This is a genomic window from Neobacillus sp. DZ-9 (assembly GCF_059587065.1).
On the sequence record NZ_JCAIOL010000002.1, the window covers coordinates 441,286 to 457,138 of the forward strand.

Here is a 15,853-nt window from a genome sequence, read left to right on the forward strand (position 1 = left end):
ATACTCTTGAATGATTAGTAAGTAGGTGAAGAAATGGAGTACCAATACCCGATTGATTATAGCTGGACAACTGATGAAATCGTCGATGTCATTAACTTTTTTGAAGCAATTGAGAGGGCTTATGAAAAAGGAATTGAACGCGATGAAGTAATGATGATTTACCGCCGTTTTAAAGAGATTGTCCCAAGCAAAGCGCAGGAGAAAACGCTTTGTGGAGAATTTGAAGAAATAAGCGGTTATTCATCCTACCGTACTATAAAAAAGGCAAAAGAAGCACCATCTGGAGAACGCATTTTAATGAGGTAAAATAGGAAAAGCTCCCGAATTTTGTTCAGGAGCTTTTTCTTATTTTATGTTTTGGGAGATTTTATAAAGTGGGGCAACTTGACTAAAAACTTCATCAATTTTTTGTAATAGTCCACCTGACCCCATTTCGATAACAGCCTCTCTTCCAATTGTATACCCACACAATAATTCTGCTTTTTTTATGTTTTGAAAACGGTCGAATAAGGATTGCAGATCCTTTTTTGTCATGTCTCCATGTATAACAACATCGGGTTTCATATGATCACCTGACCATACATAGTCTTTAGGCGTTTCTTTGAAAAGTTTATTTGTTTTTTTAGCAAGCCTTGCCCCAATCACTTCTTTTTGCGGAGCTTCATAAATAACTGCAAACCAAATGAATAAATGAGTGTTCCATAAGCCTATTTGAAAATGGGGAAGCATCTTATAACCGCGGGCATTATTCGCGAAGGCGACCCATGTGTCCTTTGGCGGATTGATTGTCCGTCTGGCATGCTTTGCAACATGGACAAACATTTCATCGCCTGTTAACTGAGATAACGTTGGTGCGAAATATTCGCCTAATTTTTCTAATTTAGGACGAATTGTTTCTTTTAGTGCTTCCATTCTAGCCTCTAAACCATCTATTAAAAAGACATCAAAATCTTCATTTGTAAATCCTTTGAAATCCACCATTTCATTTACCTCCAACCAGCCATTTGTCATTTATTGTAGCATATCAGGGAAAAGACAAGAAATTTGAAGCATTTCTAGGTTAGAGCACATATTTGTTGCAACATAACAATTAGCCTCATATTATACAGTAAAAAAATAATCTGAATAATAAATTAAATCTTCGGAAGGGGAGGAGAATTGTGAAACAATTGATGAATACTTCATTAAAAAAAGCAAGCGATAAAGAAAGAGCAGCAGTGTTAAGATTGGAAATGGATTATGAACTAGCTGTATTATTTGAGGCGATCGAAGAAAAAAATGAAAAGAAAATGAAGGAATGTAAACAAAAGTTAGAAAAAATCCGCCAAGAATTATTACGATTAAAAGCATTTTAATTGGGATTAATCTATTTCTAAGGGGTAACAAGTTAGAATGAAGATTGAAATACTACTTATCTAAAACGAACTCCAAACAGTGAGGGGAGTTCGTTTGTTATTGTGCGGCGATAATAAAATTCGGCCCAAAAGTTGATATGCAGGATTATTTTGATTAAGCTATAAATACTACTACATAGGAATTTTGAAAAATAATCCATTTATTTTTGGAGGGGAATCATGAATTGGGAAAGCATTTATGCCAACGCAAAGGAATGGGTGTTAGAAGCTGGTGACAGGATCCGTTCCTCCTTTGATAAAACCTTAAATATTCAGACGAAATCAAACCCTAATGATCTAGTCACGAATATGGACAAGGAAATTGAACAATTTTTTATTGCGAAAATAAAAGAGGCTTACCCTAAGGATAAAATCATGGGGGAAGAGGGGTTTGGAGACAAACTGACAAGCCTTGAAGGCATCGTTTGGATAATTGACCCCATTGATGGAACGATGAACTTTATTCATCAGCAAAGGAATTTCGCTATTTCCCTTGGAATATATGAAAACGGTGTAGGAAAAATTGGGATTATTTATGATGTGGTACATAATGAGTTATATCATGCATTTAATGGAAAAGGGGCTTATTTAAATGAAAACCCTATTCCTCGCTTAGAGGAAACGACCGTACAGGAATCGATTATTGCCCTGAATGCGACATGGGTTATGGAGAATCGTCGAATCGATCATAATTTAATGATACCATTAGTACGTGCTGCCCGAGGAACAAGGTCTTATGGGACAGCTGCCCTTGAAATGGTGTTTGTGGCTACAGGAAGAGTGGATGCGTACCTTTCCATGAGGTTATCACCATGGGATTATGCTGCTGGAGTGGTCATAATAGAGGAATTAGGCGGGATTGTTACAAATTTAAGAGGAGAAAAGCTGGATTTTCTAACCCAGGATTCCGTTTTCGCTGCCAAACCTGGTCTCCACCAGACGATACTCAAGGAATATTTAAAGGATGGAAAATGGTAAAAGAAGCCAAATGAATTGGCTTCTTTTTTACAGTTTACCGTTTTCGCGCAATCTTTTTTTTGTGGAAAAACCTAGTCCCATTATAACAATCACTGCCAGTATACAGCCGATAATTCCAAGCAGGCTTTTTTCACTTATGGCAACGCCTATCCCCATAATACATGCTGCTGCTAAAATTGCATAAATCAGTAATGGCCATTTAATGTTTTTCATTAATTTTTGCCCCTTAAATATATTTTTATTTTCATTCTACATAAAATGCTTTTAGGTTTCCACTTTAATTATGGTATAATGTTTTAGTTGTAAATGGGAAACTATAAATAGTTTAATTTTTTATAGATTAAAGGCAGGAGTGGAATTTTTTGAAAATTAGAGAAGATATTCGTAATATTGCGATAATTGCCCACGTTGACCATGGAAAAACAACTTTGGTTGACCAATTATTAAAACAATCAGGTACATTCCGTTCGAATGAACACGTGGAAGAGCGTGCGATGGATTCGAATGATTTGGAAAGAGAGCGCGGAATTACTATCCTTGCGAAAAATACGGCGATTCAATATAAAGATACCCGAATCAATATATTGGATACACCTGGACACGCAGACTTCGGAGGAGAAGTAGAGCGTATTATGAAAATGGTTGATGGGGTATTGCTCGTGGTTGACGCCTACGAAGGCTGTATGCCGCAAACACGTTTTGTTCTTAAGAAAGCATTAGAGCAAAACTTAACACCAATTGTTGTTGTCAATAAAATTGACCGTGATTTTGCTCGCCCTGCAGAAGTAATCGATGAAGTAATTGATTTATTTATCGAGCTTGATGCATCAGAGGACCAACTTGAGTTCCCAGTTATCTATGCTTCAGCTATAAATGGTACTGCCAGCACTGATCCAGACAAACAAGACGAAAACATGCAATCCTTGTATGATGCCATTGTTGAGCATATCCCAGCACCAATTGATAACCGCGAAGAGCCGCTTCAATTCCAGGTAGCACTTCTAGACTATAATGACTATGTTGGAAGAATCGGAATTGGCCGCGTTTTCCGTGGAACAATGAAGGTTGGACAGCAAGTTGCATTGATGAAATTAGACGGATCTGTAAAGCAATTCCGTGTTACCAAAATTTTTGGTTTCTTTGGTTTAAAACGCGAAGAAGTTCAGGAAGCAAAAGCTGGAGATTTAATTGCTGTTTCCGGTATGGAAGATATTAATGTTGGTGAAACGGTTTGTCCTGTTGAACATCAGGACGCATTACCGATTTTAAGAATCGATGAGCCGACACTTCAAATGACTTTTGTCGTAAATAACAGTCCATTTGCTGGAAGAGAAGGTAAATATTTAACCTCGAGAAAAATTGAGGAAAGACTTCGTGCTCAATTACAAACAGATGTAAGCTTGCGTGTTGAAAATACTGATTCACCTGATGCTTGGATTGTTTCAGGCCGTGGAGAGCTTCATTTATCTATTTTAATTGAAAATATGCGTCGAGAAGGTTATGAGCTTCAAGTGTCAAAACCGGAAGTTATTGTGAAAGAAGTTGATGGCGTTCGTTGTGAACCGATTGAAAGAGTACAAATCGATGTTCCAGAAGAACATACTGGTGCTGTAATGGAATCCATCGGTGCTCGTAAAGGTGAAATGCTTGATATGATTAACAACGGTACGGGTCAAGTTCGTTTGATTTTTAATGTTCCTGCTCGTGGTCTAATTGGCTATACAACCGAATTCTTAACGATGACTCGTGGTTATGGAATTATTAATCATACCTTCGATAGCTATCAGCCGATGGTACAAGGAAATGTGGGCGGCAGACATCAAGGTGTTCTTGTTTCTATGGAATCCGGTAAAGCTTCCACCTATGGTATCATGCAGGTTGAAGACCGTGGCACTATTTTCGTTGAACCAGGTACAGAAATTTACGAAGGAATGATCGTCGGAGAGCATACTCGTGAAAATGACTTAACAGTTAATATTACGAAGATGAAACAAGCAACGAATGTTCGTTCTGCTAATAAAGACCAAACATCTGTCATTAAGAAGCCACGAATCATGACCTTAGAGGAATCATTAGAGTATTTAAATGATGACGAATATTGCGAAGTAACACCTGAATCTATCCGACTTCGGAAGAAAATTCTTGATAAAAACGAACGTGAAAAAATGGCGAAAAAGAAGAAATATGCTGAAATGAGTTAATTAGGAGGTTTTATCGTGGATGTTGCAGAACGCCTCTCATTCTTTGCTGCACTCTATAAGGTAAGCGAACAGCCCAAAGTGGGAATGTGGCTTTTATATCTAACAATTGTTGCACTTTCGATTGTTGTATATAAACTGGGTTTTGCCAAAAAGCTGCCGCTTGGTAAATCAATTATCATTTACATCTTTTTATGTGTAGGATGTACAATTCTTACTTTTTTGGGAATCTTTTTGCCTGTTGCCGAAGGACTTGTTGTTGCGGCTTTAATATTAATTATATATAAAATCCGCTTACACCAATCGAAGAAACAGCAGACGGAAGCAAAGTAACGGGGGTTAAAAGTAATGAAATCCTTACAGGATGCACTGTATAATTGGCTTACGATAAAGATTGTCAGCGATGCGCGTCACGATGATTCAGCCGCTAAAGAAACGCTAGATCTTTTTGATGATATTTTAACCTCACAGCATCATGTATCGAATATAGAAATCACTACCGATGATATGATGTACTATTTGTCTTATCAACAAAACGGGGAAAATAAAAAAACAAGGTATCCCCGTGAATTAATTGAGGTAATGCTCAATCAAATTAATCAAGAGCCAGAAAAGTATGAGAACTACCCAACCGAAGAATAAAAAGAAAGGCATATCCCGTAAAGGGATATGCCTTCTTCTTTATTTGTCCAGCTCCAGCGCCTAGGGGCTCGATGGTCTACAGCCAATCCGGCGAGAAGGTTAAAAAGCAACCCTCCCGCCGGCTCGTCTTATGCTTGTCGCCCCTGATCAAGGCGCTTTCGCTTTTCTTTTTACCAATCATCCTTTTCCGATTTTGCCCGATAAAACTTAAAATTTCCTGTATCTATTCTGGCATTTGTTTTCTCAGCAATTCTCTGGCTGCAGCTTTTACACATGTATGTATGGATTGGTCGATTTCGGAGCCTCTTTGCTGCTAATGACTCATCTTCAATCGCTTCAATTTTATCGCAAATTACACATTTAACTCTCATTAAAGCACCTCTTAATTTATTTATCAATATGGAATAATTTTATTATACTATACCAGTTCAAAGGGCGTTACGTAAAATAAGTGTTTAGGTTGTTAAAAAAAAGGGATAGTAGTAATATGAGAATATCTGTTTTAAAATAGATATTTGGAAATAATGAAGGGGTTGTAAGAATGGCAAATCAGGTTGAAGAAAGACTAATAAAGCCTTTATATGATGAACTGCAAAAGGAAAGATTCGTTACATTAGCCACAATTGATTATGAAACTGGAGGCCCTAATGTTAGTGCAATTTCCTGGGTACTAGCGAAAGATGAGGGTACCATTTACTTTGCAGTCGATAACCGTTCGAGAATTCTCGAGAATATTAAAAATAATAACAAAGCAGTCATTAATTTAATTGCTAACGAATCTACATATTCGATTCAGGGAGAAGCAAGCATTAAAGAAGATAGACTTCCTGATGTTCCGTTAAAATTGGCTTTGGTGGAAATAACTATTAAAGAAGTAAGAGATGTTATGTTTTACGGATCAAAAATAGTCACAGAAGTACAATACGATAAAACATATGATAAAAATGCAGCAGAAAAATTAGATCGACAGGTTATGGAAGCAATGAAAAAAGCTTAGGAAATCCTAAGCTTTTTTCATTACAGGCAATTTTCGCAAAGATTGTTGTTTTTCGTATAAGTTCATCAACCCGTAAATCATGATTCTTCGTGGCATCTTTTCGTAAGAACATTTGCGAAAATTGCCTAGAAACTTTGTATTGACCCTTAAAAAGTTCTAAAAGAAACAAAGGTTACGAAAAGAGCCTCATTTATAATGATTGGATTGATCTTCCTGTTCCTTGTTAAGCTTTTTTTCTTCGTCTGATGGCAGCTTTTTGTCCGGTTTTTCCGTTGCGTTTTTCGGACTTGGTGTAATTAAGTCTCCTGGTATCTCTGGCATTAGCCGGCCTGCAACATCTGCCAGCTCCTCCATAATACCTTGAACAGGTCTTCCTTTATTAATATCTGCTTGTATTTCTTTTATGCGCTGGGTTGTATCAGCGTCAGCCACGACAACTGCATTCGCCCCATAAGGATCCTTTTTTAAGCTCTCAGCAACGGAATATTTAATGGAGCCTACCTGAGAACGATCAATTTTTGAATTCACGTCAATTCCGACAATCGCATATTTACCCAAAACAACCGCAGTTGCATCATTTACATTTGGTATACTGGTGGCCAACTTGACCAACCGCTTGGATATTTGCTGTCCTGTTTTACGATCAACATTTTCAATATAACTGTTTTTAACATTTACTAACGACTGATTTCCGTTTTTTGCAGTTTCTTTATTATTATCGGTATTACAGCCGCTAAGAAGTAAACAGATAGTAAATGTCATCAAAAAATACTTCATTTTAACCCCACCTTCAAGAATGTCTTGTTAACATTTATTGTGCGGAACGTCTTCTATCTTTATTCCAATAAACATATATTTTACCAAAGTCCAATCTAGCAAAAGGTTTGTTTAATCCATATTTAACAAGCCTTACACCAAGTGAAGCGGAGGCGTCGCTTTGAGCAAAATATACGTGTTAGATACAAATGTCTTGCTACAAGACCCGTATTCCATTTTCTCCTTTGAAGACAATGAAGTTGTTATTCCGGCAGTCGTTCTCGAAGAAGTGGACTCAAAGAAGAGGTACATGGATGAAGTCGGGAGAAATGCAAGACATGTATCAAGATTAATTGATGGTCTTAGGGCCTCAGGCAAGCTTCATGAAAAGATTCCACTCGAAAATGGGGGGACAATCAGAATTGAGTTAAATCATCGCACCTTTCATGAGCTTCAAGACATTTTTATCGAAAAAACAAATGACAACCGCATCCTTGCGGTGGCTAAAAATTTATACTTAGAAGAGCTAACAAAGGAAAATGGAAAACCGGTAATTCTTGTCAGCAAAGATGCTCTTGTCAGGGTAAAAGCAGATGCGATTGGCTTAGATGCAGAGGATTTTTTAAATGACCGTGTTGTGGAAATCGACCATATTTATACGGGTTTTTATGAGGTATTTATACCAATTGAGTTATTAGGCCGCTATTATGAAAAAGGAGAATTAATTCTTTCAGAAATAGCGAATCATCCTTTTTATCCAAATCAGTTTCTCATCATGAAAGATTCCAATGGCAGTTCAGCTTCAGCAATAGGGATGGTCGATAAAACCAGTAAAAAAGTGAAGAAATTGGTGTTAAATCAAGAACATGTTTGGGGGATTCATCCAAGGAATGTCCAGCAAACAATGGCAATCGAACTATTGTTGCGAAAGGATGTACCACTTGTTACCTTAATTGGAAAGGCAGGAACTGGAAAAACCTTGCTAGCCCTTGCTGCTGGTTTAATGCAGACAGAGGATTTCCGGGAATATAAAAAGCTCTTGGTCGCGAGGCCCATCGTACCGGTTGGAAAGGATTTGGGGTTTTTGCCGGGAGAAAAGCAGGAAAAGCTGCGGCCGTGGATGCAGCCTATTTACGACAATTTAGAATTTCTATTTAATACAAAAAAACCAGGTGAATTAGATGCAATTTTAGCAGGAATGGGCTCAATTGAGGTTGAGGCGTTAACATATATTCGCGGCAGAAGTTTACCAAAACAGTTTATTATCATTGACGAAGCGCAGAACCTGACAAAACATGAAGTAAAAACGATTTTAACTCGTGTAGGAGAGGGTAGTAAAATTGTATTAATGGGTGACCCGGAACAAATCGATCATCCATATCTTGATGCATATAACAATGGTCTTACGTATGTTGTGGAACGGTTTAAAGACCAGGTCATTTCAGGCCATGTGAAACTATTAAAAGGGGAAAGATCAGGTTTAGCAAGGCTTGCCGCGGATTTACTATAATTAAAAATAGGCTATGTTAAAGGTCATTGTTTATTTTGGAACTCTGTTGATTGGAGCGGAAGGAGCGAAGACTCCTGCGGGAGTACGGGGCAGGGGAGACCCCGCAGGCGCTAAAGTGCCGAGGAGGCTCCCTTGCACGCCCGCGGAAAGCGAAGCTCCTGGAGCGCAAATCAACAGCTACGTTTAACACAGCCTAAAAATAAAACGGGCGCCCTTTGGCACCCGTCTTATTATTTAACCTTGAACCCGGTTACATTTTTAATTGGATTTTCCTTATTAGATCCATTTCCTAAATATACATGAACAGGACCATCAAGGGTTAAGGGTTTGCCGTTTTTAGAAAAGCCCAAGATTAACTCATAGGCCTCATCTAGAGGAAACTCATAGTCCTTGTCAGAACATTGCACGACAAGAGCCCTGGCATCATCAGCTGGTTCGGCATTTTGCAAGAATGGCTTAAAAGGAATTCCAAAGGTGCCAGTCATAACTTTTACTTTTTCAAAGTTCTTCTCTGTCTTTAAAGTGGGCGGATAGATTGCTCCTTCAGTAATTTCACGATCCCAATGCTTTGAAACAGCTTTTGTATACTCCTCCAATGCATTCACATTCTCTTTTTCATTCGAAAAATAGGTGTTTAAATCAACGCGGCGGTCGTCGAAAATCCAGACACTAGGATCAAGAGTTATGGTATATTTCACTTTACCTGTAATCATTATAATATTTTCCATTGTTTTACCCCCTATAGTTCACAATATAAGTATAGCTTTTTTTTATAGGAATGTCATAATCCATGCAGTACACCTTATTGTTCTTGCAATTTTCGATAGTAAAAGGTAAAATTTATAGATAAGTTGTATAATCGCTCTGAATTGGGGGGATGAATGTTGGCGTCTGATATGATCGTGAATCACCAGGAAAAGGCCTTTGCTTTATTGCAGGCTGACGCTGAAAAAATTTTAAAGCTTATCAAAGTGCAAATGGACAATCTCACGGCCCCTCAATGCCCTCTTTATGAAGAGGTGTTGGATACGCAAATGTTTGGCCTTTCAAGAGAAATAGACTTTGCTGTTCGATTAGGCTTAATAGATAGTAAGGATGGAAAGGCGATCTTAGATAAATTAGAAAGAGAATTATCTGCCTTGCATGACGCATCTTTAAGAAAATAAACGTTATAAACTCAAACAATGGTGTGGGATTGTTTGGGTTTTTTATTAATTAACCTATTCAGAATATTCTTTATTGAATGAATATCTTAACGGTAACATTTCCTCAAGTAATGAACTGCAGAATCCATTATAATAATATGTGTAAATTAATTTTGAAAATGAGGAAATATAAAATGGTTAAAAAGATATTAAAATCCTATGATTATACCTTAATAATTGCCATCATCCTATTATGTGCTTTTGGTCTGGTTATGATTTATAGTGCCAGCATGGCTTATGCGGTCCAAAGATATGAAGTTGCCAGTGATTTTTTCTATCAAAGACAAAAAATATTTTTGCTAGTTTTTACTTTGATCTTTATTATTTCAGCTATCATTCCATATAAAATGATGCAGTTTACCAAATGGTTTCAGGTGCCAATGGTATTTACCTCAATAATTACCCTGCTTGGTTTATTTGTTTTTGGACAAACAAAGAACAATGCACAGAGCTGGTACCAATTAGGAAGTTTTTTATTTCAACCCGCTGAGTTTGTAAAGCTGGCTGTGATTATTTATTTAGCGAGTGTTTATGCAAAAAAGCAGGCCTATATCAATCAATTTAATAAGGGTGTCCTTCCACCTCTAGTATATTTATTTGTAGTATGTTTTCTTATTGTTATTCAGCCAGACTTTGGTACTGCATTTATCATTGCTCTTATTGCAGCTACTATCATTTTATCCTCTGGGATGAGTCCAAAAAGTATCGCTAAATTAGTAATATCGGCTCTTATCATTCTTATTCCGGTAATTATAGTCTTGTGGGCAACTGGAAAATTATTTTCTGCGGAACAAATGAGCCGTTTTCAAGTTCTAAAAAATCCCTTTGCTGATGCCGAGGATGCTGGTTTTCATTTAGTAAACTCATACATAGCCATTGGCTCTGGAGGGGTTAATGGACTTGGTTTAGGAAAAAGTATTCAAAAACTTGGCTATTTACCTGAATCACATACAGACTTTATTATGGCTATTATTGCCGAAGAACTAGGAATTTGGGGTGTGGGCTTCGTCATTCTATTATTGGCCTATGTAGTATTGAGAGGAATATATATTGGTGTACAATGTAAAGACCCATTTGGGAGTCTGCTTGCTATTGGGATATCCAGCATGATTGGGATTCAAACCTTTATCAATTTAGCTGGTGTATCAGGAATTATTCCACTAACTGGTGTACCGCTTCCATATATTAGCTACGGGGGTTCATCCCTGTTAATGCTTGCTGCGGCAACTGGAATCCTTGTTAATGTTTCAATGTTTGTCAAATATGAAAAAAAATATAAAAATAAGCAAGAACAAGCTGACAAAAAACAACAAAATCGTGATGGAAATGTTTTTTATCTTTAATCAAAACGCGAGGGCCTTTTAAGATCCTCGCGTTTTTAAAAATACATAGAATTTGAGGTGCTACTAGTGACTAGACAAATCAATAAAGTGTTGGTTGCCAACAGGGGAGAAATAGCGATTAGAGTTTTTCGCGCTTGCACAGAACTGAATATTCGGACTGTTGCGATTTATTCCAAGGAAGATTCTGGCGCGTATCATCGTTATAAGGCAGACGAAGCTTATTTAGTTGGAGAAGGCAAAAAACCAATTGACGCCTATTTGGATATTAATGGCATCATTGCTATTGCTAAAAAAAGTGGAGCCGATGCCATTCATCCGGGATATGGATTTTTGTCTGAAAATATTCATTTTGCCAAACGGTGTGAAGAAGAAGGGATCATTTTTATTGGCCCGACCTCGAAACATCTTGATATGTTTGGCGATAAGGTTAAAGCAAGACAACAGGCAGAGTTAGCGGATATTCCCGTCATTCCTGGAAGTGATGGTCCTGTAAACAATCTTGCCGAAGTAGAGGATTTTACAGAGAGGCATGGATATCCGATTATTATTAAAGCTTCACTTGGCGGTGGAGGCCGCGGGATGAGAATCGTCAGGAGCCATGAAGAGGTTAAGGAAGCATTTAACCGTGCGAAATCTGAAGCGAAAGCAGCATTTGGGAATGACGAAGTATATGTGGAAAAGCTAATTGAAAAACCGAAGCATATTGAAGTGCAAATCATTGGTGACAAGCACGGGAATATAGTCCATCTGTTTGACAGAGATTGTTCTGTACAAAGGCGACACCAAAAAGTAGTCGAGGTTGCTCCAAGTGTCTCCATTTCTAATGAATTGCGGGGCAGGATATGCGATGCAGCAGTAAAATTAATGAAAAATGTTTCCTACCTAAATGCTGGTACTGTTGAATTTCTTGTCGCAGGAGATGACTTTTATTTTATTGAGGTAAACCCCCGCGTACAAGTTGAACACACCGTAACGGAAATGGTAACAGGAATTGATATCGTGCAAACACAGGTTTTAGTTTCCGAGGGTCATGATCTCCATGGTCCGATTATTGGGATTCCTGAGCAGGATAAAATCCAGTTGAATGGATATGCCATTCAGTCGCGTGTTACCACAGAAGATCCTCTTAATAATTTTATGCCAGATACAGGAAAAATAATGGCTTACCGTTCTGGAGGAGGATTTGGAGTACGGTTAGATGCTGGTAATGGCTTTCAAGGTGCGGTGATTACACCATATTATGATTCATTGCTTGTTAAGCTCTCAACATGGGCATTATCTTTTGAACAAGCTGCATCTAAAATGGTTCGGAATTTACAAGAATTTAGAATAAGAGGAATTAAAACAAATATTCCCTTTTTAGAAAATGTCGTCAAACATGAGAAGTTTAGAAATGGTGAATATGATACGTCTTTTATTGATACGACCCCTGAACTGTTTATGTTTCCAGTACGTAAAGACCGTGGAACCAAAATGCTTAGCTATATTGGAACAGTTACCGTAAATGGCTTTCCTGGCATTGAAAAAAAGAAAAGGCCCGTATTGTCGAAGCCAAGAATCCCAGTCTTACCATATGACTTGCCTTACCAAGAAGGAACGAAGCAAATATTAGATAAGTATGGTGCTGAAGGGCTGATTGATTGGGTTAAGAATCAAAAGCAGGTTTTATTAACGGATACGACCTTTAGGGATGCACATCAATCCTTATTAGCGACTCGCATGAGGACAACAGATATTGTTCACATTGCCGAACCTGCAGCAAAACTTTTACCAGAGTTATTTTCTTTTGAAATGTGGGGCGGTGCCACATTTGATGTGTCTTATCGTTTCTTAAAAGAGGACCCTTGGAATCGTTTATTAACACTACGTGAAAAAATTCCGAATGTTTTGTTTCAAATGTTGATACGCGGTGCTAATGCCGTCGGCTATAAAAACTACCCTGACAACTTAATAAAAGAGTTTGTTCAGCAATCGGCTTCTGCTGGAATTGATGTGTTTCGGATTTTCGACAGCTTAAACTGGGTTAAAGGAATGGAAACGGCCATTGATGCCGTTAGACAAACAGGAAAAATTGCAGAGGCATCCATTTGTTATACTGGGGATATTTTGGACCCAACAAGAACCAAATATAATCTTGCCTATTATAAAACATTGGCTAAAGAACTAGAGAAACAAGGTGCTCATATTTTAGGAATAAAGGATATGGCAGGCCTATTGAAGCCGGAAGCAGCCTACAGGCTTGTATCTGAATTAAAAGAAACCGTCGATATTCCGATCCATCTCCATACACATGATACAAGTGGAAACGGAATTTTCACATATGCGCGTGCCATTGCAGGTGGAGTGGATATCGTAGATACTGCACTAAGCACAATGGCGGGCTTAACCTCACAGCCAAGTGCCAATTCCTTATACTATGCACTAGAGGGGGCAGACAGGAAACCGGCTGTTAATATCGAAGCGCTTGAAAAATTATCTTATTACTGGGAGGATGTCCGCAAGTATTATCAGGATTTTGAGAGTGGGATATTATCTCCTCATTCGGAAGTCTATCAGCATGAAATGCCAGGGGGGCAATATAGTAATCTTCAGCAGCAGGCAAAAGCAGTCGGGCTGGGAGAACAGTGGGATGAAGTTAAAAACATGTACACCCGAGTAAATAAAATGTTTGGTGACATTGTTAAGGTTACGCCTTCATCAAAGGTTGTCGGAGATATGGCATTATTCATGGTGCAAAATGAGCTGACAGAGGAAGATGTGTTACAAAAGGGGCAGTCGCTTGATTTTCCTGATTCTGTTATTGAGTTATTTGAGGGATATCTAGGTCAGCCTCATGGAGGTTTTCCTGAGGAACTACAAAAAGTGATTTTAAAAGGAAAAAAACCCTTAGAAGTCAGACCGGGTGAGCTGTTAGAATCAATTGATTTTGAACAGCTTAAGAATGAGTTATTTCAAGAACTCGGCAGACAAGTTACTACCTTTGAGATTATCTCATATGCACTGTATCCAAAGGTATTTATGGAATATATCAAGACGGTTGAACAATTCGGAGATATTTCTGTACTCGACACGCCAACATTTTTATATGGTTTGCGCCTCGGTGAAGAAATCGAAGTGGAGATCGAAACAGGAAAAACACTGATTGTAAAGCTTGTCTCGATCGGTCAGGCCCAAGCAGATGGGACCAGGATTGTTTATTTTGAATTGAATGGACAGTCCCGTGAAGTGGTTATTAAAGATGAAAGTATTAAAGCCACGGTATTATCGAGGTTAAAAGCCGATCCAAAAAATGAACTCCATCTTTCAGCCTCTATGCCAGGAACAGTTATTAAGGTACTAGTAGAGAAGGGGGAAAGGGTAGAACGCGGTGATCATTTAATGATTACGGAAGCGATGAAAATGGAAACAACCGTGCAAGCACCATATACAGGGGTAGTAAAGGAAATATATGTAGTAAACGGAGATGCTATTCAGACAGGTGATTTATTGCTCGAACTAAATAAGGCTTAAAAAAAGAGTTGCCGAAATCTTTTCGGCAACTCTTTTTAGTGGTTCCTTTTAGTTCTAGAATATAAAAGGATAAAGTAACTTAAAACGCCAAACAGGCACGTAATAAAGAAGGCATGCAGCAAAGCAATATAAAGATTTAAGCTGGTAAAAATAATCAATGCTCCTGCAATCACTTGTAAGCAAACAAGGATGAAGGCAATAATCCAACCCCAATATAGAACTTTTTGCTCCTTATAATGGCGAACGGCTAAAAGAGTAATGTAGGCAATCCAGATAAAAATGATTCCTGCTGCTGTCCTATGTCCCATTTGCACCCATTCGTACATATTACTTGGAAGGGCAGGGGCATCATTTAAGCATAAAGGCCAATCCCGGCAAACTAGGCTTGATTTTGTATGGCGCACTAGAGCACCGGAATAAATGACCAGATAACTATAAATAGATACAGCTACAATATGGAATCTCATTCGCTTGTCGATAACCAGTTTTTCTGCTTCAAATTTTTTATCAACCTCAAAAATGAGCAGTGTTAACAAAAATACAGATGCGAAAGAAATGAGTGAAATCCCAAAATGCAAGGCAAGTACAAAATCATTTTGGCCCCATTTCACCGCGGCAGCGCCAATTAAACCCTGCAGAAGTAAAAAGAAGAATGAAAGAAAAGAAAGAAATTTTGTTTCCCTAATATCACCTATTTCCTTCCAGGTCCAAATGGAAAGAACTAACACCATGATTCCAACTACACCAGAGACAAGCCTATGGGCAAGCTCAATGATTAATTTAGGAGATATTTCTAAAGGGAGAAATTTCCCATTACATAATGGCCAAGAATGGCCGCATCCCATTCCTGAATCAGTTTTTGTAACTAAGGCTCCTCCAATTAATATGAAGATCATTCCGATTGTAGTGGCTACAGCCAACCACTTCAAAGAGCGTCGCAAAAAATTCACCTCTTAAGAAAGTTCAAACATTTGTCAAAGAATTTCCTTGACAGTATAATGAATGAAAAAAGTAGAAAGATTAAAAGTACCTATCCCATCATAACGAATAAATAGGAAAAAGAACAGAATTTCTATCAAGATTTTTAAGGTAAATTTTTTATTCAAAATATCCTAATAAATAATTTTTATTTTACACTATTATTATAGTGAAAAACGTTGAAACTCAATTTGGAGTCTGTTAGAACTATATTGGAGGATTGGGAAATACATATTATTTTTTAACTAGATTTTAAAAAGTGCAGTATAATAAGCAGTAAATAGATAAAGACACAAATTAGTCAAAAATTATTCAAAAAAAGTTCACAAAAATATCGGAAAG

Annotated in this window: 18 protein-coding genes; 12 read left to right on the forward strand and 6 right to left on the reverse strand. The window is 37.8% G+C overall.

The features are described from left to right. The first annotated feature begins 33 nt into the window (after positions 1-33). Positions 34-306 carry a UPF0223 family protein gene (locus AC59HZ_RS06705; RefSeq protein WP_496545068.1) on the forward strand — a complete coding sequence of 91 codons (273 nt, stop codon included), beginning with the start codon at positions 34-36 and terminating at the stop codon, positions 304-306. Between the two features lie 39 nt (positions 307-345). On the opposite strand, the gene AC59HZ_RS06710 is transcribed toward AC59HZ_RS06705, so the two are convergent. Then, positions 346-981, reverse strand: a complete 636-nt coding sequence (locus AC59HZ_RS06710; protein ID WP_496545069.1) for a YktB family protein — start codon at positions 979-981, stop codon at positions 346-348. 179 nt (positions 982-1,160) lie between these two features. On the opposite strand from AC59HZ_RS06710, the gene AC59HZ_RS06715 reads away from it, so the two are divergent. Next, positions 1,161-1,355 (forward strand): YkzI domain-containing protein, encoded by a 195-nt coding sequence (locus AC59HZ_RS06715; RefSeq protein WP_430069094.1) that lies wholly within the window; start codon positions 1,161-1,163, stop codon positions 1,353-1,355. Positions 1,356-1,571: 216 nt separating this feature from the next. After that, on the forward strand, positions 1,572-2,372 hold the full coding sequence (locus AC59HZ_RS06720; protein ID WP_496545355.1) for an inositol monophosphatase family protein: 801 nt from the start codon (positions 1,572-1,574) through the stop codon (positions 2,370-2,372). 27 nt (positions 2,373-2,399) lie between these two features. On the opposite strand, the gene AC59HZ_RS06725 is transcribed toward AC59HZ_RS06720, so the two are convergent. Further along, positions 2,400-2,585, reverse strand: coding sequence for a YlaF family protein (locus tag AC59HZ_RS06725; protein ID WP_496545070.1), 186 nt, complete (start codon positions 2,583-2,585; stop codon positions 2,400-2,402). Positions 2,586-2,734: 149 nt separating this feature from the next. Here AC59HZ_RS06725 and typA point away from each other — a divergent pair, with 149 nt between their 5' ends. Genes typA through AC59HZ_RS06740 form a run of 3 tightly spaced genes read left to right on the forward strand, consistent with a single transcriptional unit; the run spans position 2,735 to position 5,212 of the window. After that, a complete protein-coding gene (typA, locus tag AC59HZ_RS06730) occupies positions 2,735-4,573 on the forward strand; it encodes a translational GTPase TypA (protein ID WP_496545071.1) in 1,839 nt (612 codons plus the stop codon). 15 nt (positions 4,574-4,588) lie between these two features. After that, positions 4,589-4,903, forward strand: a complete 315-nt coding sequence (locus tag AC59HZ_RS06735; protein WP_430069086.1) for a YlaH-like family protein — start codon at positions 4,589-4,591, stop codon at positions 4,901-4,903. A 15-nt stretch (positions 4,904-4,918) separates the two neighbouring features. After that, positions 4,919-5,212 carry a hypothetical protein gene (locus AC59HZ_RS06740; protein ID WP_496545072.1) on the forward strand — a complete coding sequence of 98 codons (294 nt, stop codon included), beginning with the start codon at positions 4,919-4,921 and terminating at the stop codon, positions 5,210-5,212. Positions 5,213-5,382: 170 nt separating this feature from the next. Here AC59HZ_RS06740 and AC59HZ_RS06745 read toward each other — a convergent pair whose 3' ends face one another. Then, entirely contained in the window at positions 5,383-5,583 is a 201-nt protein-coding gene (locus AC59HZ_RS06745; protein ID WP_496545073.1) for a YlaI family protein, read from the reverse strand. 170 nt (positions 5,584-5,753) lie between these two features. Here AC59HZ_RS06745 and AC59HZ_RS06750 point away from each other — a divergent pair, with 170 nt between their 5' ends. Next, the gene (locus AC59HZ_RS06750; protein WP_496545074.1) at positions 5,754-6,209 is read left to right on the forward strand and encodes a pyridoxamine 5'-phosphate oxidase family protein; all 456 of its coding nucleotides are present in this window, start codon (positions 5,754-5,756) and stop codon (positions 6,207-6,209) included. Between the two features lie 186 nt (positions 6,210-6,395). Here the strand turns inward: AC59HZ_RS06750 and AC59HZ_RS06755 are convergent, their stop codons facing one another. Continuing rightward, the gene (locus tag AC59HZ_RS06755) at positions 6,396-6,986 is read right to left on the reverse strand and encodes a YhcN/YlaJ family sporulation lipoprotein (RefSeq protein WP_496545075.1); all 591 of its coding nucleotides are present in this window, start codon (positions 6,984-6,986) and stop codon (positions 6,396-6,398) included. Positions 6,987-7,146: 160 nt separating this feature from the next. Here AC59HZ_RS06755 and AC59HZ_RS06760 point away from each other — a divergent pair, with 160 nt between their 5' ends. Together AC59HZ_RS06760 and AC59HZ_RS06765 are read left to right on the forward strand one after the other, a co-directional pair. After that, positions 7,147-8,475, forward strand: a complete 1,329-nt coding sequence (locus tag AC59HZ_RS06760) for a PhoH family protein (RefSeq protein WP_496545076.1) — start codon at positions 7,147-7,149, stop codon at positions 8,473-8,475. 13 nt (positions 8,476-8,488) lie between these two features. Next, positions 8,489-8,662, forward strand: coding sequence for a hypothetical protein (locus AC59HZ_RS06765; protein WP_496545077.1), 174 nt, complete (start codon positions 8,489-8,491; stop codon positions 8,660-8,662). A 43-nt stretch (positions 8,663-8,705) separates the two neighbouring features. Here AC59HZ_RS06765 and AC59HZ_RS06770 read toward each other — a convergent pair whose 3' ends face one another. Further along, entirely contained in the window at positions 8,706-9,203 is a 498-nt protein-coding gene (locus AC59HZ_RS06770) for a peptidyl-prolyl cis-trans isomerase (RefSeq protein WP_496545078.1), read from the reverse strand. 156 nt (positions 9,204-9,359) lie between these two features. On the opposite strand from AC59HZ_RS06770, the gene AC59HZ_RS06775 reads away from it, so the two are divergent. The 3 genes from AC59HZ_RS06775 (at position 9,360) to pyc (ending at position 14,533) form a co-directional block, all read left to right on the forward strand. Further along, positions 9,360-9,641, forward strand: a complete 282-nt coding sequence (locus tag AC59HZ_RS06775) for an Fpa/YlaN family protein (protein WP_496545356.1) — start codon at positions 9,360-9,362, stop codon at positions 9,639-9,641. A 173-nt stretch (positions 9,642-9,814) separates the two neighbouring features. Next, a complete protein-coding gene (locus AC59HZ_RS06780) occupies positions 9,815-11,023 on the forward strand; it encodes an FtsW/RodA/SpoVE family cell cycle protein (protein ID WP_496545079.1) in 1,209 nt (402 codons plus the stop codon). Between the two features lie 66 nt (positions 11,024-11,089). Then, complete coding sequence (pyc, locus tag AC59HZ_RS06785) at positions 11,090-14,533, forward strand: pyruvate carboxylase (RefSeq protein ID WP_496545080.1); 3,444 nt, start codon at positions 11,090-11,092, stop codon at positions 14,531-14,533. Positions 14,534-14,568: 35 nt separating this feature from the next. Here pyc and AC59HZ_RS06790 read toward each other — a convergent pair whose 3' ends face one another. Continuing rightward, complete coding sequence (locus AC59HZ_RS06790; RefSeq protein ID WP_496545081.1) at positions 14,569-15,474, reverse strand: COX15/CtaA family protein; 906 nt, start codon at positions 15,472-15,474, stop codon at positions 14,569-14,571. Positions 15,475-15,853 lie beyond the last annotated feature (379 nt).